The following is a 25481-nucleotide window of genomic DNA, read 5'->3' as shown; positions in this document are numbered from 1 at the left end:
GCCAACGGCCACCCTCAAAGCCGTCTAGACGATCTGCTACCGTGGAACTTCACGCCGTCAAGATAAGCTGACTGTGGCCCACAGCGAACGCTTACCTTCGGGGCCGCCTTGCAGCGGGGCCGGTTAACAGCCCCACCCGCATAACCCTCGAAAACAACGGAAAAATCCGGCCGCAGCCGGATCGGGAGGACACTTTCGCGAGGGCAAGTGGCGGAGGGGACGCGACTGGGGGCGAACCTTCTCTGACAACTGCTGCGGGTGTTTTCTCAGATAGTCGAACTCTGGCGCGGGCCAATCTTGGGTCTGGCACTTGCCGGTCATTGTGCCAGTGCCATTCACTTAGAGCTTTGGATCTCCCCCGACCTGTGCTGCGGAATGTCAGGCGACAGAGGGCGGAAGTTTTGCCAACTTCGGTTTGACCTATACGAAAATGAAGTCACTCGCGCTTAGCTGATTTGCGTTTGCGAGGCCGGTGAGGGTGAGGGTGATGTCCGCGGTTCCGTCACCGTTCGCGTCGACGAGAACCTGGCTACCGAAGATCCGCGCCTCGGAATTGTCGGATCCGCCGCTAAAGGTGCCTGTTCCGAGATATACGAAGGTTCCGACGCCCAAGCCTTCAAACCGCAGGACGTCGCCTTCTTCGCCACCTCCGTCCAGCTCGTTAAAGTCCGATATCACGTCCACCCCGCTTGCGGAGCTGTTGAATACGAAGCAATCTGCCCCGAGGCCGCCCGTGAGGGTGTCATTGCCTGCTCCGCCGAACAGGGTGTCATCACCATCGAGCCCGGACATGTTGTTTGCCCCGGAATTGCCAAACAGGATGTTGGCTCCGGAATTGCCCGTCCCCGAAAGGCCGGATGTTCCTGTCAATGTCAGATTCTCGACGTTGGCAGCAAGCGTCAGAGAAACAGAACTTTCCACGAGATCGACGCCCTCGTTGACGGCTTCGACCACGATGTCGGTTGTCGCACCCACGACATAGATGTCATTGCCTGTTCCGCCGACCATGGAATCGTTGCCGACACCTCCATCAAGGCTGTCGTTGCCTACACCGCCCAGCAGAGTATCGTTTCCGCTGCCGCCGAAGAGGAAATCGTTCCCATCAAGACCACTAAGTGTGTTGGCCCCGGAATTGCCGGTGAGAATGTTTGCCAGCGTATTGCCCGTTCCGGCGATACTCGAGGAACCTGTCAGCGTCAGGTGTTCCAGTCCCGTTCCCAGCGTGAACGCAACGGAGCTCTGCACCAGATCGGTTCCGCCGCTTGCCGCTTCGGTCACGACATCGCCCGCCGCATCAACCGTGTAGGTATCGTCCCCGTCTCCTCCGTCCATGCTGTCGCTTCCGCTGCCGCCATCCAGCAGATCGTTGCCGTTTCCACCGAACAGGCTGTCATTCCCACTGCCGCCATAGAGCCGATCGTCGCCATCGATTCCGGTGAGAATGTTGGCACCCGTGTTGCCGGTCAGATCATTGGCCCCGACCGTTCCGGTGCCGTTGATCGCGGCACTTCCGGTCAGAAACAAGTGCTCGAAGTTGGCCCCCAGTATATGGGTCACGGCACTGCGCACGGTATCTGTGCCTTCGTTGGCGGCTTCCGAGACGACATCGCCGATCAGATCGATCACGAACGTGTCGTTCCCCGCGCCCCCGTCCATGCTGTCGGCACCAGCACCGCCGTCGATGTAGTCATCTCCGTCGCCCGCTAGCAGAGTGTCGTTCCCGCTGCCGCCATAGAGACTGTCATTGCCACCCTGCGCGGTGAGGATGTTTGCGCCGCTGTTGCCGGTCAGATTGTTTGCCGTCGCTGTTCCGGTGCCGTTGATCGCAGCACTTCCGGTCAACGTCAGATTCTCCAGGTCGGCCGTAAGACTATAGGTGACCGCGCTTTGGACAAGGTCGGTACCGCCAGCCGCACCCTCAACAACGAGATCAGCGGCGCTGTCGACGACGTAGGTATCGTTGCCAGTCCCACCGACGAGAGTATCGTTTCCTGCACCCCCGTCCAGAATGTCGTTGCCATCCCCGCCATCCAGGCTGTCGTTTCCGGTCCCCCCGTAGAGGCTGTCGTTTCCGACAAAACCGACAAGAGTGTTTGCCCCGGTGTTACCGGTCAGCACGTTACTCGCGACGTTGCCGGTGCCGTTGATTGCCGCTGACCCGGTCAGAGTCAGGTTTTCGAGATCGGTGCCGAGCGTGTAGGAAACCGAACTCTGAATAAGGTCAGTCCCGGCGGAGACCGCCTCGACGACGACATCGCCGGTGCTGTCCACGACATAGGTATCGTTTCCAAGGCCGCCGACCATGCTGTCATTGCCCGTTCCGCCGGTCAGCGTATCATTGCCCGCGCCGCCATCCAGCGCGTCATTCCCCGCCCCCCCGTCAAGATTGTCATTGCCATCCAGACCCGTCAGGACGTTTGCCCCGCTGGTGCCGATCAGGATGTTGGCAAGCGTGTTCCCGGTTCCGTTCAGGGCCGAACTGCCCAATAGGGTCAGATTTTCCACATCGCTGCCCAGCGTGAAGGATACGTTGCTTTGCACTGTATCCGTGCCGCCGCCAGAGGCTTCGACCACGACATCCCCTGCCGCGTCGACGATGAACAGGTCGTTTCCGGCACCGCCCGTCATGCTGTCCGCGCCCGTGCCGCCATCCAGCGAGTCGTTGCCTGCGCCGCCGTCAAGGCTGTCATTGCCCGCCCCGCCTGAAAGGCTGTCGTTCCCGTCGAGACCGAAAAGACTGTTGGCGCCGGTATTGCCGATCAGGATGTTGGCAAGCGTGTTTCCGGTGCCGTTCAATGCGGCACTGCCCAGCAGCGTCAGATTTTCGACCTGAGCCGCAAGCGTGTGGGTGGCTGTGCTTTGCACGGTGTCCGTGCCGCCCGACGAGGCTTCGATCACCAGATCGCCTGCCGAGTCGACGATGTAGGTATCGTTGCCTGACCCGCCCGTCAGGCTGTCATTGCCTGAACCGCCATCCAGCGTGTCGTCGCCGGTTCCGCCGAACAGTGAATCATCGCCGCCAAGCCCCTGCAGAAGATTTGCCCCGGTGTTTCCGGTCAGCGTGTTTGCGGCGGTATTCCCTGTGCCGTTCAGCGCGGCGGTTCCGCTAAGGATCAGCGCCTCGACATTTGCGGTCAACGTATAGCTGAGAGAGGACGTAACAGTGTCGGTACCTTCGTTCAGGGCCTCGTTGACGATGTCGCCAATCACGTCGATGACATAGCTGTCGTCTCCCAGCCCGCCCGCCATGACATCGCTGCCAAGGCCGCCGGTCAGGGTGTCATTGCCATCCCCGCCGAACAGGGTGTCATTTCCGTCGCCCCCGGTCAGACTGTTTGCCGCCGAGTTGCCCGAAAGCGTGTTGGCAAGCGCGTTGCCTGTTCCGTTGATGGCCGCAGTTCCCGTCAGCGCGAGATTTTCCAGTTCCGTGCCAAGTGTGTAAGAAATCGTGCTTTGAACGGTATCAAAGCCACCGCCTGCCGCCTCGATCACGATGTCACTCGTACTGCCGACAACATAGATGTCGTCGCCGAAGCCGCCGACCATGGAATCGTTGCCATTGCCGCCATTCAGAAGGTCGGCCCCATCGCCGCCGAACAGTGTGTCGTTTCCGTCAAGACCGTAAAGCGTGTCCGACCCAGACGACCCGGTGATCTGGTTCGTATAGGCGCTCCCCGTTCCGGTTAGACCGCCCGTCGTCAGGACAAGGTTCTCGACTGTCAGGTCCAGCGTGTAACTGACCGACGATTGAACGAGGTCGATGCCTTCTCCAGAAAGTTCGATGACGACGTCGCCTGGGTTGTCGACCACGAAGATGTCGTTCCCCGCCCCGCCTTCCAGGGTGTCAGCACCGGTTCCGCCGTCCAGACTGTCGTTGCCCGCCCGGCCCTGAAGCACATCGTTGCCGCCAAGACCCAGAAGCGTGTCGTTTCCGGCCTGGCCGTCGAGGACATTAACGCCCAATGCCCCGGTAAGACGGTTGTTGCCCTGCGATCCGATCGCATTCTCGATACTGATCAATGTGTCGGGGGTAGTGCCCGGGATGAGCCCCGCATCAAGGTCGATGTCGACGTGGAGGGCCGTCGATCCGAAACTGAGGTCAATCGTGTCGATCCCTTCGCCGCCGTCGATCAGGTCTGTGCCAACATAGCTGCGCAGCGTGTCATTCCCGGCGCCGCCATAAATGGAATCGTTTCCGGCATCGTCGCGGATGTTGTCGTTGCCGTCCCCGCCAAAAATCAGATCGTTACCGGCAGTGTCGTAGATGACGTCGTCGCCTGCATCCCCGTAAATCGTGTCATTTCCGTACCCATCGGTGATGGTGTCGTTGCCACCGGCACCGACCAGGAGATCGTCTCCGCCAACACCATCCAGCCGATTGGCCTCATCGTTTCCGAGCAGGGTGTCGTTTGCGCTCGAACCGAATGCGCCCTCGAAGTTCAGGACCTGTTCGTCGGCAACGGCACCGTCCCAAGATATCCACCCGCTTGCCAGGTCGATGCTCGCCCCGACGGCCACGCCGCCACGATACTCGTTCTGCACGGTGACGATATCGAACCCTTCGCCACCGTCGAGAACATCCTGACCGCTGGCGGTGCTGCTGCCGCCGAAGATAAGGTCGGCCGAGCGCCCTCCGCTGATCGTGTCGTCGCCCGCGCCCCCGTAGACGGTGTCGTTGCCGTCGTCACCGGCGAGGTTGTCGTTACCGTCGCCTCCTTCGATGAGATCGTTGCCCGCGCCACCATAAGCGACGTCATTGCCGTCACCGCCATAGAGGCGATCCAGGCCGGTTCCGCCGTTGAGCGTGTCACTGCCCGCTTCACCCAGAATGACGCCGCCCTGGTTCCCCAGTGTCATTCGGTCATTGCCAGTGCCCCCGGCGAGCACATCATAGCCGCCGTTTCCGTTCAGTGTGTCATTTCCACCGTTTCCGGAGAGGAGTTCTGCAGCCGACGTGCCATTCAGGGTCTCGTTTCCTGCCCCGCCTGCCTGCACCTGCGCAAACCGAAACTGCCATGCGGCAAGGGAAATGTCCGACAGGATCACCGCGTCGTCGCCGAAGATCACATAGGTATCGCCGTCGATTTCCTGCAAGGAGACACCGGCAGGAGGTGCGTTCGGGTCAACCAGAACCCCGTCAATCACGACCGCGCCTCGTCCAATATCGAAGTTCGCGATTCGGCGCGCGGTGGCCTGCGTCAGATCGGTGTCCCCGAAGGCCACCGGAACGTCGAGATGAATCTGGTCACCTAGACTTGCTGCGCCATCTACAATGATGGTGAGATCGGCGGAGCGCTCTATCCCGGTGCTGTCGGTGGCCGTGTAAGTCAATGTCTCCATGGCCGACTCGCCTGCATCAAGCCAAGCATATGCCCCGGCTTGATCCAAGCGAAGCTCGCCGCTGGCAAGCACCGTAACCGTTGCACCGCTTGCAAGCCGGATCACATCATTCTGCGCGACCATAGCGCCATTAATGCGGACCAATGACAGCGGGCTGCCCTGATAGAGAAGATCGTTCGCGAAAGGAGCGATGTCCTGCGTCGTCCTTTCCTCGATGCGGACATAGTCATCGATCACGCCAAATGCCGTCTGCAGCCCTGCCGCAATCGACTGGTAGGTCACGGCCTGATCGTTGAAACGGACGAATTCGACGTCATCGTAGACGGTATTGACCACTGTTCCCGTGAGGATCGAGATTCCACCCTCGACATAGGTGAAACTCGCAGTCGCGAAGTTCGAGAAAACGACTGCGGTGTCGATTCCGACTCCGCCATAGAAGGCGTTGGACTCATTGCTCGGATAATACGAGTCGCTACCTTCGAGCGTATCATCGCCGAATCCACCAACCAGCGTGTCGTTGCCATCATTGCCGGAAAGCAGATTGTTTCCATCACTCCCTATGATCAGGTCGTTTTGTCCGCTGCCACCAATGTTCTCGACGCTGATGAGCCTGACAGACTCATATGTCCCAACGTATTGCGCGGTGCCTGCGCCCAGATCGACGATCACAGGTCCGCTGAAAAACTCCACGCGATCAATGCCCGTGCCACCGTTCACCGTGTCGTTGCCAGGCGTTCCTGGGCTGAAGATGTTGACAAAAGAACCCAGCTCGAACGTATCGTCGCCACTGCCGCCGAACATGCTGTCGTTGCCGCTCGATGACCTTATGGTATCATTCCCGGCTCCTCCGTACATGTCGGTATCGGACACATAGAGGATGTCATTGTCGTCGATATAGATACCGGCAGTAATCGAGTCATTTCCATCACCACCGAGAAGAGTATCCAGCCCTCCCAACCCGGAAATCGTGTCGTCGCCCGAACCTCCATCGATGAGGTTCGCAACCTCGTCACCGTTCAGGGCATCGTTGAAGGCGCTGCCTTCCATATTCTCGATTGCGACGTACTGATCCCCAATGGCATCACCGAGTGTCGTGACAAACAGGAACCGTTCGGGGTCGAGGTATGCCGCAACAGCGGAGGTCGCAGTTGCAAAGCTGACAGCATCTATTCCGGTTCCGCCATCAAGCGTATCGGCACCGGTGCCGCCGATCAGGATATCGTTGCCGGACCCGGTTCGTATGAAGTCATCGCCGATACCGCCGTAGCTGCGGTCGTTGACATGGGTTCCAATCAACACGTCGTCGAAACTGCCCGACATTGCTGCGGCACCACCCGCCGACCGGCTTGACGCGCCGTCACCGTCGCCGAACTGCTCTTCTTCGGTTTCGCCCCGCTCGGCCTCGAACGCGTCGCGCGCATCGAAGGCCGAGGCGCTGAGCGGTGTATCGACAAAGGAGTAGCCATTTGCGCTGCCGCTCCAGTCCAGAAGGACTTGAGCCCAATCGAGAAGACCATCGGCGAACTGGATCACAAAGGGTACTGCAATTGAGGCTTCAGACTGGGCGTTGACCAGACCTCGAATCCGCTCCGATTGGTAGCCGATGACCTCCTCGATCGTCAGGCTGCTCCCAGTGGCGTTGATGACGATTTCGATCGAGCCGATTGTGACATAATGGTTGATCTCGGTCCGCAGCGCATCGAACGTCCAGGGAAAGAGCGGATTGAAATCGCTGATCGTCGTTCCGGTCAGGAAGGCGTCATAGTCATAACGAATGGTGACATCGGACAGGTTGATGTCTTCGAAGACTACCCGATCCACGCCTCGACCGTTGCCGGCGATCAGATCATGCCCGATGAAGGTCTCCGGATCGCCGGCGTCTTCGGACAGGACGATCGTGAGATTGTTGGGCGTCGTGGAAGAATTCACCGTGCGGGGAACCGTGAGGTAGACGTCGTCCCCTGCACCGCCATGGAAAGTGTCCTGCCCGCCGGAGTGCAGCAGGATATCCGATCCCGCACCTCCGTAGAGCACATCGTTGCCGAGGCTGTCATAGCCCTGCAGCCGCTGCTGGTAGGCCGCGTCGTCCTCGTCCTCGCGCTGCGGCTCCGCCGCGCCGTTGTCGAAAAGGAAGTCCGCACCGTCCCCGCCGTCCAATGTGTCGTTGCCGAGGCCGCCGTGCAGATCGTCATGGCCGGCGCCCCCGTCAATCGTGTCGTCGCCGCCGGCACCGAAAATCGTGTTTCGAAAGCTGTTTCCAGTTACAGTGTCATTACCGGAAGTCCCGACCACATTCTCGAACTGGTACGCGCTGAACCCATCCTCGATAGCTTCGTTGCCCTGCGTGACCAAAATGCGACCGCCATCGACGTCATCCATGAACACGTCCACGGGATCACCCGTCACGCCCGAAAGGTCAACAGTGTCGCCAGCATCAAGATTTGCGCCGCCATAGATTGCAAGAAAGGTCAGATCGGTACCAAGCGAAACAGACTCAAGCGTTCCGGAAACGTGAACTGTGTCACCCAAGTCGGACCCCAGCAGCTCCTCGAAGTTGAAAAGCGTATCTGTTCCGAGGCTGCCCTTTTCGACGGTTGCGACCTCGGAAGCCGTCAGCACAAGCGAAAGGCCATGCGAAGAAACGATCGTGGCGTCCCTCGAAAACCCTCGATAGTCCACACGATCAATCGGCTCTCCGCCAAAGAAACCTTCGTCCTGACCGCCATCCAGCACGTCATTGCCAAAGTCAGCTACGATGGTGTCGCGACCAACCCCACCGAAGACGCTGTCGTCGTTGGCCCCGCCGGAAAGCCAATCGTCTCCAGCGCCACCGTAAAGAGTATCGTTGCCGCCAAGCGCGCTCAGGACATCGTCGCCGTCGCCGGTTCGCAAATAGTCTTTCCCCTCTGTCAGCGTGAGGTCAAATGAGACGATCGGCGATCCGGCATTACTGACGATCAGATTGTTGCCCGCGCCCGGAAAGCTCGACACGCTGCCCGGCGTGGCGCCAGCGACATAGCTTGCAGTATCAAGGCCAATCATCCAGAGTAGAGTGTTGGCGTAAGAGTTGCTGTTCTGGAGCAGCGCATACCCAAATTGCGGCTGATTGCTGAAAAAGAAAGAGTTGATTGTGGTCAGTACAGCCCAGACGTCATCGCCGCTACGATCGCCCAAATCGAGATCAATCGCGGAGTAATTGGCGGGGTTGGCGTTCCCGGACCCGGGTGCGAAATCGGTGAACGCAGCGTGAGACCTTGGCAGGTTATACTGAAAATAGGGGAAATTTCCGGGGTCACCTGGGGCAGGATTTGTCCAAGATTGAACCTCTATTTCTTGTCCGGTCGTGGCGTTCACAATTTGCAGATGGCCCCAGTTAAAAGTGCCTTCCGTATTGGCTATTAAGTTCCCGGCAAGACGCAGTGTGGCCATCTGTTATCCTCCCCTTCTGCTGGACTGTATCGCGACAATCCGGCCCTGACCGCTGTATGTGAAATTTAGCGCATGATCTCGATGGTGCGGCGGCGATGGAAAGATCCATGCCAAGAGGTAAGGCCACGGGTTGAAGCTTCGTCGAAATCGAACCCTGGCCTCAAACTCATCGGCGGCAAGGATACCTGACAGGCCCAAGTCACTATCGTTAGGCCCGTTGCCCGTGACGTTTGGAGTTATTGGAGTTGGGCCACTTACTTGATAGCCCTGATCCAGTAGCCATGCCCGCATACGCTCTGGAGTCTCAAGTGAGGTTGCCACGCGGAAAACGCAGACCTCGATGTCCTGATGATCTTTGAAACTGGCCCAGTCGAATGCCGAAAGATTCCAGCCGACCGACGTTCTGGCAGCCGGAAGCAAACAGTCCTGTGTTGAAGGAAACTTCGCTAACGACGATTCATACCTTCCCCACTGCGGGTGCTTATTGTCGACCACTTGGCCGAAAACTGCGAAAGGCATCGATGCTTCGTTGGAAAGCCTTTCAAGCGGAAGAATGAATTCTGCAGGGTCATTCCCCGGTGTGGTCTGTGCACCTGCTTCCACGACCGCGCATCCTATGAACCCTATTGTGACAACCGAAACCAATGCGCTCGCCAGAGGCATTTTCAATTTGGTTTCCCCTTCGCATCAATTCGGCCAAGAGCCGCGCGAGTTCCGGAGGCGATATCGCTAGCTCCCTGCTGCCGAGTCGGTGCGTATGGAATCTGACGCCTACTAACGCCCCTGTTGGTTAGTGCGGCAGCGCCAAACCATGCAACGACATTGCCATCCGCCGAATTTCCGAGGCAGTAGGGCGATTTGACTCAAGCATGGATTTGATCATAAATATCTGCGAAACGGGTCGGGGCTCCGCTATCGTAGATGTTCCTCAATACGTTAAATTGCGCATCAGTAAGAAGGAACACCGCTGACCTCCGATTCGCGCTATCGCTTGAGGCGAAGCGTATCTTGTGGACTCAACTCCAAGCAAGAACTAACACTCGCGTATGTGGCGCTCAGTAGACCCAGATGATCCATCGCTTGCTTTCCGTTTGGGTGTTCATCGCAGCGTTTGCGTTACCCGCCGGTGCGCAGACGGTCGAGTTGTCCACGCGTACCTTCTGGGTAGGGGAGCGACGGAGGACGATAGATGGCGATACGCCCTTCATCGTCCTGCGTGAAATCGACTGGATCGAAGCGGTTTTGGGGACTGACCCGGTTCTGCAGGACGCTGTTGTCCACATCGAACTGGCGCACATGTCCGTAGCCGACACTGTTGCGTTTCCCTATCCAGGCGAAGTTCTCCTGGGACCTGACCGCTTGCCGCAGCAGTTTCATCTTCCAGACTATCGGATCTACGGCCCTGAAGTTGCGACCGGAAAATCCTTCACCTATCTGCCCACAGATCCAGACGCAGGATTCCGCGTGGGGTGCGGAGAACGCAACGATGTCAGGCATATGTCGGTCTGCGTCATCAATGCAACCTACTCACCGGACGATCATATCCGCCTCAAGGCGCGCCTCTACTTCCCGCCGGATCCGGCAGACGCGCCGACTTACTTCCGCGATGTCGTCGAGCGCATGCGTGAAGTCGCCCATTGTCTTGATGTGACTGAAGATCTGGTAGAGATCCCCGCAGTACCTCCCGAGCTAACTGGATGCTTGCTAGAACCAATCCCGTAGGAACGGCGGCCATCCGCGCTCTTCCGCCCTAGTAATCCGTCTCGACGTACACGCCCGAGCAATCATAGGCAACCGCCGCAGCCGTTGCGCCGGTGTTCATGAACAGCCGCGGCGACAGGAACTGCGTCGCGGCGGGAAGGTCGGCGGTGATCTCCTGCTCGAACACAGCGCCGGACACTTCGTCGACCACCCGCACCCAAACCGAACCGCCATTGGGCGGTGCCGCGATGTAAAGGGTCAGCACACCACCCGTCGCGATGGCGAAACTCGCCCCCATGTCAGTCAATGTCGGCGCGCCGGTGCCGTCGTTTGCGACCAACTGCCAGCGGGTGTGGGTGCCGCGCTGGAAGCCGATGCCGATGCAGTTGATGGCGGCGGCCAGCGCCAGCGTGGTGGCCAGCGCGGCGGTCGATCCGTAAAGCCCGAAGAAGCCCATGCCGGTTGCCTGCAGCGTCGTAAGCGAGATCCGCGTCACGAAGGTCCAGCCGCCCAGTCCCGCCGCGTTGCCGCGCCAGCAGGCCCAACCCGCAGAACGTTGCTCGGCGGCCGAGTCCACCACTGCGGCTGAAGTCAGCCGCCAGCGGCGCATGCTGGCGGCTAGGTTCGTTGCGGCAAGCGTGGGGTGTGAGACTGTTCCGACAGAGGTAATGGGCAAGCCTTCGGTGGTGATCGTGGTGGTGACCGAGGGTGACCAGTTGGCGATGCGGTTGACCCCGAAATGCGGCTGGAGAGGGAAGTCTCGGCCGGAGGGGCGCATGACGTCGATCCAAGGGGCCCCCGCCCGGTTGCGGGCGTAGACGGCCGCCTTGCCGGTGGGCGGCGGGGATGGCGCGGCGCTGAGCCCCGGCAGGATGGTGGGCTGCGGCAGTTCCACCTGGCCGCTGGCGCGGTCGATCCTGATGGCATCGAAGAAGGCCGAGCCGTCCGGGCTGACCTTGAAGCCGAAATCGTCATTGCCCAGCAGGCCGATCAGCGCCCTAGCCGAAAACCCGGTCTTGAAGGCAAAAGCTGCGTCGTTCCCGGTCGCCGCCTTGTTGACCGTCGCTTCGATCCCGGCTCCGGCGTTGTTGAACAGCAGCGCCGGAGTGTTGACAGAAACCCTGTTGTAGCTGTCCGCTGTTGCACCGCCGAGGCCCAGCAATTGCGCGGTCAGATTGGCCTGGGGCATGCCGACCTGCGTCACCGCATTGGCGAAAGTTACGGTGGGCGTGTTCAACACCGTAGTGCCCCCGGCCCCTGCCGTGGCCGAGCCAATGTTGACGACCGTGGTCGATCCGGATGCGCCGCCAGTGCCGAGGTTCACGGTCTTGGTGACCCCGGTGGTCGTCGCCCCTGTGCCCATGCCGTAGGTGGCGGTGGTCGTCGCCGTGCCGATGCTGGCCGATGCCGCCGAGACGGTGACAGTGCCCGAGGCGGTCAGCGTGCCGGAGAAGGTCTTGTTGCCCGTGAAGGTCTGGGTGCCTGCAAGGATCGCCAACTCGCTGGAGGTGTTGGGCAGTGTGAAGGTCCGGGTCGTGCCGGTCGTGATCCCCGACAGCGAGAACAGCGCCTTCTTCGTCGGATCGGCGTCGTTGACGAGGCTGAAGATCGCGTCAGACACATCCTGCGGCACGCCGACCGGGTCCCAGGCACTTCCATTCCAGACGACAAAGACCTGCTCGGCCGCGATCCAGACCAGCCAACCTTGGCGCGGCACGAGGCGCATCCAGACGCCATCGACCCAGAAGGCGACATTCAGATCCCACCCGGCCCACAGCCCCGTCGCGCCAGAGGCCACAAGATGCCGGTCGCCATCGGTGGGACTGACCGGGGGCGTGGTCCGCGTGCGGTCGAGGACGGACAGTTGCACCATGGCGTCGAGCAGGCGCAGGGCCTCGTTGTGGGTGACATGCTTCTGCGCCTGCGCCGCCAGAAGATAGGGCAGACCCAGGTGGGTGGTGGTGTCGGACATGGGAGTTCCCGTCAGAACTGGAGGGACACGGTCGCGGGTGTGCCGCGGCCGAGGCGGTTCGAGAGCTGGAAGATGCGGATCGCCAGCACCTGGCCGGGCGCGAGCGGCGCGCCCCAATCTGCGGTCTGCTGGGCAGCGGTGTAGAGCACGGACGTCGTGGTGCTGGTCAGAGTGCGCTTGACGACAGCCCCGTCGAGGATCTGGACGTCGTAGCTTTCCAGATCCTCGGCAAGCGGCACCTCGACCTGTTCCCAGGCATCAGCCACCAGCGCGCGCGATCGCCGCGTCCAGCGGATCGTCAGATCGCCCGGGCTGCGTGCCGCGCGCCACGGCTGCACGACATGCACCGGGGCGAAGGGCACGAGGCCGCGACCGGCTGGAGTGAAAGCCAGCGGAGTGTAGCTCGCGTCACTGACCGCCCGTGCCGCGGGGCCGATCCGCCAGTTCCATGGCAGACCGAGATCGGCTTCGGCGATGGGCAGCGGGGCAAGGGCGGAATCCAGCACCACCACTCGTGCCCCGGCCGGGGTGGGATTGCCCATCGCGGCTTCGGTACCTCGCTGGCCGCGCAGGAGCCGGGTCAGGCGATAGCGGCTGGGGGCGACAAGTTCGGCGGCACCCGCCTGCACGATCTCCCATATGCCCGGCGCGGATTCCACCGCCAGTGCATTGGCTCCGCCGAACAGGGTCAGATCGGTGACACTTTCCAAAGTGCCGGACGCCAGTTCGACGACCAGCGCATTGCCGAGATCGAAGCGCGAGGTCGGGCCCGGATAGAAATCCGACACCAGCGTGCCGATCCGCGCGCGACTGCCAAAGGTGGTCAGCAAGGCGAACCCATCCGCCCCCGGGCTGCGGAACACCGCCATCTCGCCCGGCCAGGGAACCGCATGCGCCGCGACCATCGGCCGGTGCGCGGGCTGCTCCTCGGACAGTTGCGGCAGGTCGAGGAGGACCACATCCGGCGCGCCGAACACAACGGACCGCGTCAACGTGGCCGGTCGCGGATCGCCTGGTGGCAGGTCATAGGCAGCGCGGTCCTGGCGGACAGCCTCGATGCCCCGGCCATCGGAATCGGCGATGGACACCAGCCGCAACTCGATCTCGCGACCGTCATGCACCAACCGGATCACGTCGGCTGGGTCGAGAGCCAGCCGTGACGGCGGCAGGCGGAAGGTGGCGCTCTCGCGACCGATCCAGGCTTCCATCAGCGCACGGCGGCAGCGGCGTTCGGCCTCCTCGGGCGGGATCGCCATGGGGAAGGACTCGGACGCGATGCGGGTCGTATCGACGGTGATGCGGCGGGCCTCGACCAGCGCCGCGTCATAGTCCTCATCGGCGCGGGCGACCTGCCACTTCAGCGCCTGTGGCAGTTCGGTTTCTTGCTCGCGGACGAGTTCCAGCGCTTCCCCTTCGCGGGATGCTACGAGGTCGTCATGCGCCAGGGTCAGAACCGACGCCCGTCCGCGCATGACGAAGCGGATCATGCCTTCGGTCTCGATGGCGTCGAAGCCGAAATGCCGGGCCAGAGTGGAAATCGATGCGCGGGGGCTTTCCAGCGCGCCGATCACATAACCCTCGACCGCACCCCAGAGGCCGGAAACGTCGATCAGGCTTTCCGCCATCCCGGCGCGCAGGCAGAGGTGGCGCACGAGGGCCGCCAGCGACACCGCGCCCAGCCTGCCGCTCAGCCAGTGGCCGAGCCGCCAGTTCGGGCCATCGGTCCAGACGCCGGTCAGTTCGGGGAAGAACGGATAGGGCCGCGCATCCCAGGTCCAGGCGGCACATTCGGGGACATGGACCATCCGGCCGCCATAGACGGACGACGTGGGGTTGTTCGCGCCCTGACCCCACCAGAGGTAGCTGGCCTCAAGATAGGCGCGCTGGATCGCATCGTCGCGCCAGCCGCGCGAGAAGTAAGGCGTGAAGCTCTCGGACGACTTGGGGTCAAAGAAGACGTTCGGCTGGTTGGTGCCCCGGTCGATGGCCGGACAGCCGAGTTCGGTGAAGCGGATGGGCTTCGATTGCGGCACCCATGCGGTGGCCACGCCGCTCTCCACCCCGCCCGGGCGGTTGAAATGCGGGTTCGTCCACCATGCGCGGATATCCTTGGGGCGGAACACCCACGGCTTGCCCGCAGCCCCATCGGTGATCGGCGTGCGGATTTGCGCGGAGCGGTCAGCGGCGCTCGCATAGAACCAGTCGAACCCCTCACCCCCGGCGATGTTCGCCTGCAGATAGGCGCGGTCATGGATCGCGGGCCAGCCGTCGAGGGCATCGGCATGGTCGAAGCCGTCGCGCCAGTCCGACAGCGGCAGGTAGTTGTCGATGCCGACGAAATCGATGTCGGCGTCTGACCAGAGCGGATCGAGGTGGAAAAAGACGTCGCCGCTGCCGTCCTGCGGATGATGGCCGAAGTATTCCGACCAGTCGGCGGCATAGCCGATCTTCGTGCCCGCGCCGACGATGGCGCTCACGTCGGCCGCAAGGGTCTTGAAGGCGATGACGGCGGGATAGGTGCTGGCCCCCGAGCGGATGGTCGTCAGCCCCGGCATCTCCGTGCCGATCAGGAAGGCATCGACCCCGCCCGCAGCCGCGCAGAGATGGGCATAGTGCAGCACCATGCGGCGCAGACCCCAGTCGGAAGGCGAGCCGGTGAAGCTGACGCTCTCGCCCGACACGCTGAAATTCCCCGGCGTCGCCGCCCCGAACAGCGCAGAAACCTGCGTCGCGGCCGTACCGGTCTTGTCGACCGATCCGGTAAAACCCGCTGCCGGAGAACAGGTGATCCGCCCCCGCCATGGAAATGCGGGCTGGCCCGGCGTGGCGGCGTTGGCGCTGTAGGGGTTCGGCAGGGTGTTGCCGGGCGGCACATCCATCAGCAGGAAGGGATAGAAGGTGACCCGCAGCCCGCGCGCCTTTATCTCCTGGATCGCCTGCACCACCGCGAAATCCGCCGGCGTGCCGCCATAGACCGGCCGATCCTCGGCATCACGGCTGACCAGATGGGCGCTGGCCCGGCTGACCCCGTCGACCTCCCAGTTGGCGGGCGTGGTGGCCTTGGAGGCGACCTCGACACCCGGCTTCACCTTGCAGGATCCCGCGCGCAGGTCGTTGCCGAACCAAGCCACGACCAGACTGACGCTCTCGATCGCCGGGGCCATTGCCTGCAGCCGGTCCACCGCCACAACGATGTCTGGTTGATCTGGCATCGCGTTCAGATTCTCCGCGACAGTGGCACCACCACTGCCCTTGCGGATTGCATCGGTGGCATAGGTGAACTCGCCCGAGGCCGGGATCATTGTGACGGCCTTCACCAGCCCCTCGGCTGTGTCGGGGTCGGCCAGCGGGCGGAACACCTCGAAGCTGAGCTGCGGCAGGCGGTTGCCGAAGGTCGCCAGCGCCAGATCCTCGAACACGACATAGGCCGTGCCGCGATAGGCTGGGGTGTTGGCCGCGCCCATCTTGGCCGCAATGAAGGGATCGGCGGTCTGCGCCTCATTGCCGGGATACCAGCGCCAGGTCACGCCGGTCATATCCATCGACTTGCCATCGGCCCAGACGCGGCCGATGCCGGTGATCGGACCCTCGCAGAGCGCCACGGCGAAGCTGGCATAGTAGAGGTATTCGGTCGTCTTGACCTTGCCGCCCCCACCGCCCTTGCCGCCGCCTTGAGTGGTGGTCTTGGTCTCTTCGCGGAAATCCGTGGCCCAGATGATGTTGCCGCCGATGCGCATCCGGCCGTAAAGCCGCGGGATCACCGCGCCTTCGGTGGCCGAGGTGATGCGCAGCGTATCGAGCCGCGCCCCTTCGATCCGCTGGACCGGGGCCAGCGACGACACGATCCAGCTGTCGACCACCGACCCCACGGTCGAGCCGATGAAGCCGCCGATGGCTGCGCCGGAAAAGCCGAGGATCGCGCCGCCAAAGGCCCCGCCGATGGCAGTGCCGACAGCGCCGAGGACAAGCGTGGCCATGAAGAACTCTCAGCGTTGGGGAAAGAGGAAGGCGAAGGCGATGCGACGTCGCCATGTGGGCGTGAGCGGTTCCTCGATCACGCCGAGCCGCTCGTAGGCATGGAGGAAAGTGTCGGGGCCTGTCAGAATGCCGACATGCTTGGCGATTGCGCGCGGCATCATGCGGAACAGGATCAGCGCGCCGGGTGACGCGTCGGTGGGTGCGACTTCCGGCATCATGCGGCGCGCGCCTTCAGCTAACACCTCGCGCGGGCCACTTTCGCCCCAGTCCCGGCTGTAGGGCGGAATCGGGAAAGGTTCCGGCCCCACCACCTCACGCCAGACGCCGCGCGCCAGACCAAGGCAATCGCAGCCGACGCCTTTCAGGCTGGCTTGATCGTGGTAGGGCGTACCGAGCCAGGACCGCGCGATGGCAATGACCCTGTCGGAATCGACCGAAATCACAGCACAGCCCCCTCGTGGCCGCCATCGGTGGTGGCATAGCGCAGGACAGCATCCTGGCCGGGGATGTTGGGAAAGCCTCGGAAATTGGCAACATTGGCGAACTTTGTGCCGCAGGTCGCGATGCGCTTGTCGCACCCAGCGCGAATGGTGAAGGTGTCTGTCCCAGCGATGGCACGCACCGCGGCTTCCAATAGGGTCAGCACGGCGACGCCGTCGATGAGGTCGTGCGACAGAACCTCGGACCGCCGCCCGGCATTGGCGCCGCTGGTCCAATCGAGCGTGCCGAAGTTGAACCAGCCGGTGGTGAAACCGCCAAGCCCCGAGGCGGTAAAGGCGCGGTCGCGCATCATGTCGATGATCGCGCCGGTTCCCTTGAACGCAGGTGCCTCGAGATTGACCCCGCAGCGCGCATCGCCAAGGGCGGCGTCGCATGTCGCCTGGAACGTCCGTCCGACGGTTTGGCCCAATACATGGGCCAACGATCGCACCTCCGCGACGAAGGCCAACCGCCCGCGCCGGATCTGACCGATAGCGCCACGCCGCATCAGCAGGCGTTGGCCGGTGCTGGCCCAGTTCACCCGCCAGACCTCGACCGCCGCATTGTCCCAGCGGCCGTCGAGGATGTCGGTCTCGGTGATCCGGTCAGAGGACAGGACACCTTGGGCATCCTGCGCATCGACGGAAAGGTCGGAGCCAGAGCGCACTTCGGAGGCCGCAAAGCCACTCTCCGGCTCGAAATCGGTGCCATCGAACGTCAGGGTCTGGTCGTGATCGGTGAAGCCGAGCGTCACACCATCGGCCCGAACGATCCGCCAGCACCAGGCGAGCGTGGTCGTGCCCTCGTCGAGATGGGCCTGAAGTTCGGGCGGGAGCGCTTTCACTTCCGCCCCCAGCCGCGCCACAGGGCGACCGAGGCCAGCGCCGAGGAAATCACACCCCCGGCCGTGCCGGTGAGGGCGTAGAGATTGAAAGGACGCAGGTCAAAGCTGCCGGTCATCAGATCGAAATCCGCAAGCCCGGCCATGGCCAGCCCGGAGGCGGCAAGACAAGCCAGATAGACCAGCCCGCGTGCGAGGTTCCAGTTCATGATGTTGCCTTTCCTTTGAGAAATTCCATCAGCCGCTGCCACCACGACCGGGTGGCAGGCGGTTGGGGCGGCAGAGGCAATGGCTCCGGCGTGCTCGTCGGGCGCAGCAATGCCAGCGCCTCAGCCTCGGGCAGTCGCCGGACTGGCCTCGAGAAATCCACCCGTCCGTTGCGATCGACCGACCAGACCGGGATGGTGCCGGTCGGATAGCGGCCATCGAGGAACAGATCGCGCTCGGCCTCGCGCCGGGTGCGGATCGCGGCTGGGCGGAGCCAGCCCATGAAAGCCTGCGCGGCGGCGGCGCGGTTGCCCGCGTTCAGATGGCGGGTCAGAGATGCCTTGGCAATGCCGCCGGTGTTGTAGTGAAACGATACCAGCGCATCGAACTCGTGCGGTTCCAGCGGCACCTTCACCGCGCGCAGCACCTCGGCCTCGTAGGCCACGATGTCGCTGCGGAAGAGCCGGAACGCCTCGCGGATCCCTGCATCGAGATCGACGGGCATGCCGCGCGGCATCCCTGCCGGATCGGGCGGCCCTGCCGAGGCGGTGTGGCCGATGCCGAAGGTCCAGACGTTTTTGACGTCGAGATAAGGTCCGGGCACGAGTCCTTCGTGCCGGACAAGGGCCAACAGGCCCCGGTCTGTCATGTGCATGGGATCACCCGAAGAGTGTTGAGAGGATCAGGATCAGGGCGGCGACCAGAAGGCCGATACGCAGGCGGTGGCTGAACGCCTGTGCGGGATCGGCGACATCGCAACGAATGGAGCGCGCAAGACGGAGAAGTTCATGCATCGGGGGTGCCCCCCTTGCTGCTGCGCAGCCGGGCGAGGACGACCTCGATGAAGGCGGGGCCGAAGACGCCGACGAGATAGGCGGCCGAGCCCGCCGCACCCCCGGCCGGGATCGCCTGCGATGGCAGGCTGAGCCATGCGGTGATCACCGCCATGGACAGGCTGCCCATCCCGGCGGCGATCAGACCGCCGAGCAGAATGTGGCGCAGGGCATCGCGCAGCCGCATCCGCGTGGTCAGTGCATTGGTGGCCCCGCCCAGAGCGCCCCAGGCGACAAGGATGACAGCGGTGGAGGTTGCAAGATCGCGCAGCGCGGCGGCGACAAAGCCGGTTTCTTCGTTCATCGACGGATCTCCAAGAGCGGGATGGATGTGATCGACCCCAGCCGCTCAAGATCGAGGGTGACGTCGAGCATGTCGGTGTCGAAGCGGACGGGGACGTCGAATTCGAAGCCCGCCGTGATCGCGACGCCCGCACCCGGGGCGTTGGTGAAGGTGACGCTGCCGGTGGTGGTGTTGACGCTCCAGCCGGTCATCTGTTCGACGCCGTTCAGAGCGATGCGGACGGCCCCTGCCACCGGCTTGGCGATGGCGCGGGTCCAGCTTTGCGCCCCAGAAGTGTAGCGCTTCAGCAGGGCGAAGGTGGTGACAGCACCATTGCCGGTGCCGATGGGCTGGTCGGTCGGGGCCACCGCCTGTGACGGCAGGCAAGATTTGTAGTCGGCCCAGTCCTTGAAACGGAAGCCGTGCAGGCGACCGTTGCGGGCCTCGAAGAAGGCGACGACCGCCGCCAGATCATCGGCGCGGCGGATGCCGTAGGCGACATCATAGCGGCGGCGGGAGTTGGCCCAGCTGGCGTTGCGCTCCTCGTCCCCGCTTGCCAGTTCGACGATCTGCGTGCGCCGTTCCGGCCCCCCGCGCGCCCCGCGGCTGATGTTGTCGGGGAACCTGACTTCATGGAATGCCATCACATGCCCCTCCGGCCGAGCGACACAGCACGGGCAATGTCGCTCGCCACCTGCGTGCGCGACTGCCGGAAGCTTTCGGCGTCGCGGGCCATGATGGTGACGTTGACCGCAGGCGTACTGGATTGGCCATAACCTGCTGCCTCGCGGCGGGAGAGCACGCGCTCGCCCTTCTGAAGGATCGCCGGAACTTCGTCGGGCTTGATCCCGGCCCAGCCGCCCGCGTGCATGCGCGGGGCATTCGCGAAGGCCAGAGCCGGAACCATGCGGCCCGGGCCCGGCGATCCGACCATGCCACCGGTGTGCAGGATATTGGCGAATATCCCGCCCGCACCGCCGAGTGCGCCCGACAGGGCGTTTGCAATGGGGCCAAGGATGAACGTCCGCGCCGCCAGCTTGGCCAGATCGGCGATCATCGACGTCACCAGATCGCGGAAATCGAGCTTGCCGGTCTTGACGAACTCGCCCACGGCATTCTCGGCCGAGGTGAAGGCCCCGACCAGCGCCTGGCCGATATCGCCGCCGATGTTGCGCGCCTTGGTGGCATAGTCAGCCAGCGCGGCTGTTACGGCACCCCAGCCGGTCGCGGCCTGGTCGGCACCTGCGGCAGCGTCGGCCCCGGCGTCGCGCGCGGCAGCGCCCGCACTTCCGGCAGCAACTGCGGTGTCGTCCAGTTCGGTGTTGAGCGCATCCGCCGAACTGGCGGCATCTGCCAACGCCGTTTCGGCATCCGATGCGGTGCCGGTCACCGCGTCGCGCAGCGCTTGCCAACTGGCCAGCGGACGGCCTGCAGCATCGGCCAGCATGCCGGCCGCTTCACGGTAACCGTCAGCCCGGCCACGCGCGTCGTCTGCCATCGTGCCAAGTCCGAGGTCGGGCGGCTCGAGGTAGGTCCGGGATAGCGCTGCCGAGAAGGCGTCAGCCGCGGCCGCCCCGGCGGCGGTTGCGGCCCCCTCGAACGGGTTGCCGATCCGCGCCAGTTCTACCGGATCGAGCGTGCCGATCCGCACCCCACCTTCGCCGACTGCCCAGTCCGGCAGCAGCTCCAAGGCCGCGTTCAGCCCGTTGATGAAATTGTTGATGCGCGTGACGACGCCGTTGAGCATCGCCTCGACGCCAGAGATCAGCCCGTTCGCGGCCTGGAAGGCAAAGTCGCCGATGGCGCCGGGCAGACTTCCCCAGATTGCCACCGCAGCGTCATAGGCTCCCTGGAAGATTGCAGCCGTCCGGTCGCCAAAACTGACCACACCCGCGATGGTGCCTTCAAGCGCCGACAGCCCCGCTGCCTTCAGACCCTCCCAGCCCGCAGCCATGTTGGCGAATGCGGCGTCGAGCGCCAGGCCGATGCGGGACCAGACCTCCGATGCCAGATCGCCGAGCAGGCGGAAGGCCTCGCCCACACCGCCGACACGGGTCACAAGTTGCGAGATCTGATAGACCAGTTCCCCCGCGCCGACGATCAGGGCACCGATCCCGGTCCGGATCAGTGCACCGCGCAGGAAGACCAGCGCCGTTGCAAGGCCACGCACTGACAGCGCGGCAACAGCCAGCCCGGCCACCCATCGACCGGCCATGAAGGCGGCGAAGGTCGCGGCATAGTTGGCAAGCCGTGCGAGGTTGTCGAACACGCCGGTGATCGCGCCGCCGATGGGCCCGGCGCCGGGCGCCATGTCGGCCAGCGCATTCGCCACCTTCTCCAGCGCCGGGGCGACAGCGGCGGTCAGGCGATTGGTCAGGCCGAGCCAGATCAGGCTCAGCTTGGCGATGGCATCGCCGGTGCGTTCGATCTGTGCGGCATCGCTTGCGCTGACCGCCACCCCGAAATCCTGCACATCCTGCGCCGCCTCTCGCAAGGTCGCGGAGTCGATGCGCAGAAACGCCAATGCAGCCCGGTCGCCGAAAAGGTCGGACGCCACGGAGGCGCGTTCGGCCTCGGGCACGAACTGGTTCAGAGCCTCCTGAATGGCGACAATACGCTGTTCGAGCGGCAACGCCTGCAGCTCGGCGGCCGTCAGGTTCAGCCGCTGCAAAGCCCCAACGGCCGAACCCGATCCGGCTGCCGCTTCGGAAAGCCGCGTGGTCAGCTTCTTGGTGGCCTGTTCGATCTCGCCCATCGACACGCCGGCCAGTTCCCCAGCCCATGTCAGCACCTGCAGGCTTTCGACCGTGGTCCTGAGCGAGGCTGCCATGTCCGCCTGCGCGCCGATGACGTCGAGCCCCGAACGGACCATCGCCACACCCGCAGCGGCTGCGGCGGCCGCCACCGCCGCCAGCGCAATCCCCGCTTTCCGGGCAAAGCTGCCAAGTCGGGCATTGGCCAGTTCCATCTCCGACGACAAGCGGCCAAATCCGCGCGTGCCCGCCTCGCCGATCCCTTCCAACTCGGCCCGGACCTGACGGCCGCCTTCAGCGACCAGCCGGACAGAGACCCTCTTCTCAGCCATGTCCCTCTCCGATCTGTTCGTTCAGCTTGCGCACCATTACCGCCTCGATCTCGGGCAGCAGTTCGGCGGCGATCAGGGCGTCGATCCCGAGGGCATGGGCCATCGCCAGCGCCGCGCCCATGTCCCAGCCGAGCACCGCGCCGGGGATCACACGCAATTGGCCCCCAAGGCGGCCGACCAGATCCCAGACCTGCCAGCCATCTTCTGTCTGCGGCTTGTTCAGTCTTGCGGGGCAGTCGAGGCAGCGCCCCGCGCAGGCCGCGCAGTACCGGTCGCCCCCGCCGAAGGACCATTCGGCAAGGGCGCGGAGACGTTTTTTTCCGCGTCCAGGATCAGACCCTTGACGACGTATTGGGTCTGGAAGGCTTCGAAGACCGGCCAGATCTCCAAAAGGGCGTCGACGCCTTCGGGCGAAACAGGGACAGCTTCACCCGCGTCATCACCTACCCCCTCCCAATCCAGCACCGCGCGCCGGGCGACGGCCTTGGCCATCACCAGCGCCAGTTCCTCCTGCGTGGCGGTTTTCGGCAGGGATTCGATGGCAGGATCGGCACGAGCCGAGACCATCAGGGCGGTGGTCAGAGGCGCGACTTGCAAGCGAAGGCCGGGGGCGAGGGTAAGCCACGCAGGGGCTGCGGTCAGGTTCAGTCTGATCATGATCAATAGCTCACAACGGTGTTGACGAGGACGGCGGTGCACATGCGGGCGGGGCTGACGGCTTTGGCGGCTTGCCAGTCGAAGGTGGCCTGAATACCTTGTGGGCCCGGGATCTCGATCCGGGGGCGCGGCAGGTAGACGGCATGGGCGGTGAAGGTGAAGCTGGCGTTGGCGCCAAGGCTCCAGGCGAAGACCAACTCGCAGGGCGTGCCGTCGATGGCCTGCGTAATCAGCGTGGTGTCGGCAAAACGCACCTCCACCCGGCCGGTCAGCGCGGCCATGCCGGGGTCGGCCCCCTCGATGCGGCCGTCCGAGCGGATGGTCTCGATCCGGTCGAGGCCGTTGGAATAGGTCACCTCGGCCGAGATGACGTTGCCGAGCGGCGAGCCGTTGCGCGTGATCGCCCCGTTAAAATGCCCGAACCGCTGCAGCGCCAGCGAGGTCGGCGTCCCTGCGGCCGTGGTGGCTGCGACGTTTTCTCCCTGCGCCACCAGCCGTGCGGTCGCGGTCAGCAGGCCAGAGCGCGCCATCTGCCACGAAAGCTGATCGCAGACGCAACCGCTGTACATCGCGTAGCGCGGCACCTCGGGCATCGCCGTCTCGATGGCCATCGAGGGCAGCGTCCAGTTGCCCGACTGGAAGGTGTGGGTCTTGGGCGTCGTGCCGGAGGTGACAGGCGCGCCGAAGGCCGCCTTCAGCCAAAGGCCAAGGTTCTCGACGTCGATCGGCACCACGACATCGCCATCGGCGGTGACCGCGTCCTTGATCGGGGCCAGCGGATCGCGCCCCTGGCCCAGCAGTTCCGAGGCGATCAGCGGCTGTTCGGAGCCGAGCGTGGTGCTGGCGAATGGCACTGTCCGGTAGCCCGTGGCGGGCGCAGTGCCACAGACGGATTCGAACGCAAGCGCCATCTGCGCCCGCGCCCCATGGGCTCGTGCCATCGTGTTCTCCTATCGTGATTTGGGGTCAGGCCAGCGGGTCGGCCGTAGAATAGTGCAGAATGACCGGGATCACCGCCGCCTTCAGACTGGCGGAACCCTCGACCGGCAGATCGACCGGGCGCGGCGCTTCTGCCTCTACCCAGTCGCAGAGGCCGCCAAGCGTGCGGTCAGAAGCAATCGCTGTACCGATGCTGGCGCAAAGGGTGTCGAAGGTGGCGTCTCGGGCGGCACCCTGCACGACCGTCTCGATCTCTGCCCGGTGCTGGTAGTGGTAGCGGAGCGGCGACAGCGTAACCTCAGGCTCCCCCGGTTCGCCGTCGCGCAGGATCAGCAGGCCAGCGGCAGGCACGCGTTCGGGCAACACGTCACCGCGCAGGGCCGTGGCGGGCAACGCCGAAAGCCGCGCGTGCAGCGCGGCGAGGATGGTTTCACGGGGGGTGGGCATGGTGGAACCTGGCTAATGATAACAGGCGTATTGAGTTTCACATCGGTACCGCCACAGGTTTCCCTAGGAATACATAAGGAACCAAGTCAAAGGCTTTCCGTAGTTCCTTTGCGTCGAAAATTTGAACGACAGGTTCATCTGACAGCGCTCGCGTCACCATCGCGAGGCGCCATTCGGGATCGTTTTTATAGCCGGCATCATGTTCGTTGCGCGTCAGGAAGAAGCCAGCGGAATCACCAGATGTGCCTTTGACCTCCACGTGGACGGAGCCCGATCCCTTAGTAAAAAGAAAGTCGTAGCCACATTTGATTTTGGTCATGTTCTTGCACGCGTAGCCCTTCCGTTTGTAGAGGGCGATAACCGCATTTTCAGCTGCTTTCTCAACTTTCTTCCTGTGTTCGGGAGTCCCGAATCCTTTCAACGGGTCGGCAGGGTCGAGTTCCGGATCTGGCGCGAGTTCCTCAGTAGGATTTCGCACAGCCACTTTTCTAAGTTTCGCCAGTCGACCTTCGAGAATGGAAAGAACCCGTTTCTTTCTGTCATTTACTTGGACATCTGGACCAGCAAGAAACGAGAACTTTCCTTGCCGCACCGACGAGTCCGAAAAAGGCTCCGTTCGATTTTCAGGAAGAACCAAGAACGCGGAATCACTCACGATGCAGTAAGACCAATCATAGGCTGAGCTGGCGTCCTGTTTCTCCGCACCCTCCAAAACTGACGGTGACTTCCGCCACTCTCCCAAAAGCGTCGCGTTGTCGTACCAACCTACTATGTGAATGCCAGTATGCTTTGGGTTTTTTGCGAGGCAAACAACGGTCCAACCCGTATTATCCTCGTTCCAAGGCGCGTATTCTTTTGTTTGAGGCGGGACATAGCAGTGGTACTTTGCATCGATAGGCATGAAATTGAACGCTTCATGCCCCTTTCCCTCGTTGCTGCTGCCCTTTGCCGTCTTCAGCCAGCCAAAGTTTCCGTCGACTGGTCCTCCTCTATAGAATTCAGACCAGCCGAATTTGACCCAAAGCAACTTTTTCAATAGCTATCCCCATCTGCAGGCACGGGTCCAATATGCACACAAGCGATGAAGTTGAAAAGTTTTCGCTTTAGCAGGCTGCTGAAGAAGTCGGCCCTTGGCCCGGTTTGAGGAACATGATTCACCCTCGGCACGGTAACGTAGGGGGCAAAGATGCGGGGGACGGACGAGACGAGCGGTTCGCTGTTCAGCTATGTCGATCTTGAGGCTCGCATCCCCGCGCGGCATCCGTTGCGCAAGGTCAGGCAGGTGGTGA

General features: G+C 63.2%; 18 protein-coding genes. 1 reads left to right on the top strand and 17 read right to left on the bottom strand.

Features of this window, described 5'->3' with window-relative positions:
• Window positions 1-420: 420 nt before the first annotated feature.
• Entirely contained in the window at window positions 421-8769 is an 8349-nt protein-coding gene (locus CRO07_RS17335) for a beta strand repeat-containing protein (protein ID WP_097031889.1), read from the bottom strand.
• A gap of 3 nt (window positions 8770-8772) precedes the next feature.
• Complete coding sequence (locus CRO07_RS18535) at window positions 8773-9438, bottom strand: hypothetical protein (RefSeq protein ID WP_141400106.1); 666 nt, start codon at window positions 9436-9438, stop codon at window positions 8773-8775.
• A 399-nt stretch (window positions 9439-9837) separates the two neighbouring features.
• Here CRO07_RS18535 and CRO07_RS17330 point away from each other — a divergent pair, with 399 nt between their 5' ends.
• Window positions 9838-10491 carry a hypothetical protein gene (locus CRO07_RS17330; protein ID WP_141400105.1) on the top strand — a complete coding sequence of 218 codons (654 nt, stop codon included), beginning with the start codon at window positions 9838-9840 and terminating at the stop codon, window positions 10489-10491.
• 28 nt (window positions 10492-10519) lie between these two features.
• Here CRO07_RS17330 and CRO07_RS17325 read toward each other — a convergent pair whose 3' ends face one another.
• The 15 genes from CRO07_RS17325 to CRO07_RS17265 form a co-directional block, all read right to left on the bottom strand.
• Window positions 10520-12442 (bottom strand): DUF2793 domain-containing protein, encoded by a 1923-nt coding sequence (locus tag CRO07_RS17325; protein ID WP_097031887.1) that lies wholly within the window; start codon window positions 12440-12442, stop codon window positions 10520-10522.
• Between the two features lie 11 nt (window positions 12443-12453).
• Entirely contained in the window at window positions 12454-16419 is a 3966-nt protein-coding gene (locus tag CRO07_RS17320) for a baseplate multidomain protein megatron (protein WP_097031886.1), read from the bottom strand.
• Between the two features lie 9 nt (window positions 16420-16428).
• Complete coding sequence (locus CRO07_RS17315; protein ID WP_097031885.1) at window positions 16429-16863, bottom strand: NlpC/P60 family protein; 435 nt, start codon at window positions 16861-16863, stop codon at window positions 16429-16431.
• Window positions 16860-17744: a DUF2163 domain-containing protein gene (locus CRO07_RS17310; protein WP_097031884.1), complete on the bottom strand. Its 885-nt coding sequence runs from the start codon at window positions 17742-17744 to the stop codon at window positions 16860-16862. Before CRO07_RS17310 ends, CRO07_RS17315 begins: the two co-directional genes overlap by 4 nt.
• Window positions 17741-17950, bottom strand: coding sequence for a hypothetical protein (locus tag CRO07_RS17305; RefSeq protein ID WP_097031883.1), 210 nt, complete (start codon window positions 17948-17950; stop codon window positions 17741-17743). Before CRO07_RS17305 ends, CRO07_RS17310 begins: the two co-directional genes overlap by 4 nt.
• A complete protein-coding gene (locus tag CRO07_RS17300; RefSeq protein ID WP_235841095.1) occupies window positions 17947-18579 on the bottom strand; it encodes a lysozyme in 633 nt (210 codons plus the stop codon). The genes CRO07_RS17305 and CRO07_RS17300 overlap by 4 nt, the downstream gene beginning before the upstream one ends.
• Before the next feature lie 28 nt (window positions 18580-18607).
• Window positions 18608-18742, bottom strand: coding sequence for a hypothetical protein (locus CRO07_RS19385; protein ID WP_268876272.1), 135 nt, complete (start codon window positions 18740-18742; stop codon window positions 18608-18610).
• Complete coding sequence (locus CRO07_RS17295; RefSeq protein ID WP_097031881.1) at window positions 18735-19085, bottom strand: hypothetical protein; 351 nt, start codon at window positions 19083-19085, stop codon at window positions 18735-18737. The genes CRO07_RS19385 and CRO07_RS17295 overlap by 8 nt, the downstream gene beginning before the upstream one ends.
• Entirely contained in the window at window positions 19082-19708 is a 627-nt protein-coding gene (locus tag CRO07_RS17290) for a DUF2460 domain-containing protein (RefSeq protein ID WP_097031880.1), read from the bottom strand. The genes CRO07_RS17295 and CRO07_RS17290 overlap by 4 nt, the downstream gene beginning before the upstream one ends.
• Window positions 19708-22149 carry a phage tail tape measure C-terminal domain-containing protein gene (locus tag CRO07_RS17285; RefSeq protein ID WP_097031879.1) on the bottom strand — a complete coding sequence of 814 codons (2442 nt, stop codon included), beginning with the start codon at window positions 22147-22149 and terminating at the stop codon, window positions 19708-19710. The genes CRO07_RS17290 and CRO07_RS17285 overlap by 1 nt, the downstream gene beginning before the upstream one ends.
• Window positions 22142-22300, bottom strand: a complete 159-nt coding sequence (locus tag CRO07_RS18815; protein ID WP_456236512.1) for a DUF7697 family protein — start codon at window positions 22298-22300, stop codon at window positions 22142-22144. The genes CRO07_RS17285 and CRO07_RS18815 overlap by 8 nt, the downstream gene beginning before the upstream one ends.
• Before the next feature lie 68 nt (window positions 22301-22368).
• Complete coding sequence (locus CRO07_RS17280; RefSeq protein ID WP_097031878.1) at window positions 22369-22806, bottom strand: hypothetical protein; 438 nt, start codon at window positions 22804-22806, stop codon at window positions 22369-22371.
• 2 nt (window positions 22807-22808) lie between these two features.
• Window positions 22809-23747 carry a phage tail tube protein gene (locus CRO07_RS17275; protein ID WP_097031877.1) on the bottom strand — a complete coding sequence of 313 codons (939 nt, stop codon included), beginning with the start codon at window positions 23745-23747 and terminating at the stop codon, window positions 22809-22811.
• Between the two features lie 25 nt (window positions 23748-23772).
• Window positions 23773-24192 (bottom strand): acyl-CoA transferase, encoded by a 420-nt coding sequence (locus CRO07_RS17270; protein WP_097031876.1) that lies wholly within the window; start codon window positions 24190-24192, stop codon window positions 23773-23775.
• Between the two features lie 37 nt (window positions 24193-24229).
• Window positions 24230-25228, bottom strand: coding sequence for a DUF3883 domain-containing protein (locus CRO07_RS17265; protein WP_097031875.1), 999 nt, complete (start codon window positions 25226-25228; stop codon window positions 24230-24232).
• Between the last annotated feature and the right edge of the window lie 253 nt (window positions 25229-25481).

Source organism: Cereibacter ovatus (genome assembly GCF_900207575.1).
GTDB lineage: Bacteria > Pseudomonadota > Alphaproteobacteria > Rhodobacterales > Rhodobacteraceae > Cereibacter_A > Cereibacter_A ovatus.
This window is presented reverse-complemented; position numbering and strand designations above follow the sequence as displayed.

Coding starts and splice junctions, on each gene's coding strand:
- CRO07_RS17305 (WP_097031883.1), bottom strand. CDS start 17,950: ATGAACTGGAACCTCGCACGCGGGCTGGTCTATCTGGCTTGTCTTGCC.
- CRO07_RS17325 (WP_097031887.1), bottom strand. CDS start 12,442: ATGTCCGACACCACCACCCACCTGGGTCTGCCCTATCTTCTGGCGGCG.
- CRO07_RS17285 (WP_097031879.1), bottom strand. CDS start 22,149: ATGGCTGAGAAGAGGGTCTCTGTCCGGCTGGTCGCTGAAGGCGGCCGT.
- CRO07_RS17275 (WP_097031877.1), bottom strand. CDS start 23,747: ATGGCACGAGCCCATGGGGCGCGGGCGCAGATGGCGCTTGCGTTCGAA.
- CRO07_RS17335 (WP_097031889.1), bottom strand. CDS start 8,769: ATGGCCACACTGCGTCTTGCCGGGAACTTAATAGCCAATACGGAAGGC.
- CRO07_RS17280 (WP_097031878.1), bottom strand. CDS start 22,806: ATGATCAGACTGAACCTGACCGCAGCCCCTGCGTGGCTTACCCTCGCC.
- CRO07_RS17330 (WP_141400105.1), top strand. CDS start 9,838: ATGATCCATCGCTTGCTTTCCGTTTGGGTGTTCATCGCAGCGTTTGCG.
- CRO07_RS17270 (WP_097031876.1), bottom strand. CDS start 24,192: ATGCCCACCCCCCGTGAAACCATCCTCGCCGCGCTGCACGCGCGGCTT.
- CRO07_RS17320 (WP_097031886.1), bottom strand. CDS start 16,419: ATGGCCACGCTTGTCCTCGGCGCTGTCGGCACTGCCATCGGCGGGGCC.
- CRO07_RS17290 (WP_097031880.1), bottom strand. CDS start 19,708: ATGGCATTCCATGAAGTCAGGTTCCCCGACAACATCAGCCGCGGGGCG.
- CRO07_RS17295 (WP_097031881.1), bottom strand. CDS start 19,085: ATGAACGAAGAAACCGGCTTTGTCGCCGCCGCGCTGCGCGATCTTGCA.
- CRO07_RS19385 (WP_268876272.1), bottom strand. CDS start 18,742: ATGCATGAACTTCTCCGTCTTGCGCGCTCCATTCGTTGCGATGTCGCC.